The organism is Curtobacterium sp. B8 (assembly GCF_000333315.1).
GTDB classification, from domain to species: domain Bacteria; phylum Actinomycetota; class Actinomycetes; order Actinomycetales; family Microbacteriaceae; genus Curtobacterium; species Curtobacterium luteum.
Genome location: NZ_BACW01000572.1, coordinates 1 through 1,009 on the forward strand (window position 1 = coordinate 1; position 1,009 = coordinate 1,009).

1 protein-coding gene and 1 pseudogene are annotated in these 1,009 nt (G+C 70.0%); both read left to right on the forward strand.

All coding sequences use genetic code 11. The features are described 5' to 3' along the window. Window positions 1–377 (forward strand): DNA translocase FtsK (locus I59_RS20195; protein WP_042726819.1); only part of this gene is annotated, 377 nt, incomplete at its 5' end. A gap of 5 nt (window positions 378–382) precedes the next feature. Then, window positions 383–1,009, forward strand: a pseudogene (gene pgsA, locus I59_RS20200) (CDP-diacylglycerol--glycerol-3-phosphate 3-phosphatidyltransferase); the annotation flags it as partial.

A 1,009-nucleotide genomic window follows, 5' to 3' on the forward strand; every position in this document is an offset into this window, starting at 1 on the left:
CCGCGGTCGAGCAGGTCGTGTCGACGCAGTTCGGCTCGACGTCGATGCTGCAGCGCAAGCTCCGCGTCGGGTTCGCCAAGGCCGGACGCCTCATGGACCTCATGGAGTCCCGCGACATCGTCGGACCGTCCGAGGGGTCGAAGGCCCGCGACGTCCTCGTCACGCCGGACCAGCTCCCGGGGGTGCTCGCGAAGCTCCGCGGCGAGGAACCCCCGGCCGCCGCTCCCGTCGCTCCCGCTGCTGCTGCGCCGGTTGCGTCCGCGCCGGACGACGGCGACCGGTACGGGGACGACCCGGTGGCGGACATGACGCGCGGGTACCCTGAGGAGGACGACGGACCGGACGAGGACGCGTGGGGACTGACCGGCAGGGAGTGAGTGCGATGACCAGCACCGAAGGCGCGCACAGTGCGGCGCAGTTCCCCTGGCGAGGGCGACTGATCCGCAAGGGCGACGGGCCCGCATCGACCGCGAACGTGGCGAACATCATCACGGTCGTGCGCATCCTCATGGCGCCGCTGTTCTTCGTCCTGCTGCTCGCGGACGGCGGTCAGGACGGCTCGCTGCGCATCTGGGCCGCGGTGCTCTTCGTCGTCGCGATCATCACCGACAGTGCCGACGGCATCATCGCTCGGCGCCAGAACCTCGTCACGGACTTCGGCAAGCTCGTCGACCCGATCGCGGACAAGGTCCTCATCGGCGGCGCGCTCGTGGCGCTCTCGATCCTCGGCGAACTGCCCTGGTTCGTCACCGTCCTGATCATGGTGCGGGAGATCGGCATCACGGTGTTCCGGTTCGCCGTGCTCTCCGACCGGGTGATCCCCGCGAGCCGCGGCGGGAAGATCAAGACCGTCCTGCAAGCCGTCGCGATCACGCTCGCGTTGTTCCCCTGGTGGCAGCTGGTCGGCGACTGGGCGCACGTGTCCACACCGTCCTGATGACCGCCGCACTGCTCGCGACCGTGCTCAGCGGACTCGACTACCTCTGGCAGGGGTGGAAGCACACCGGGC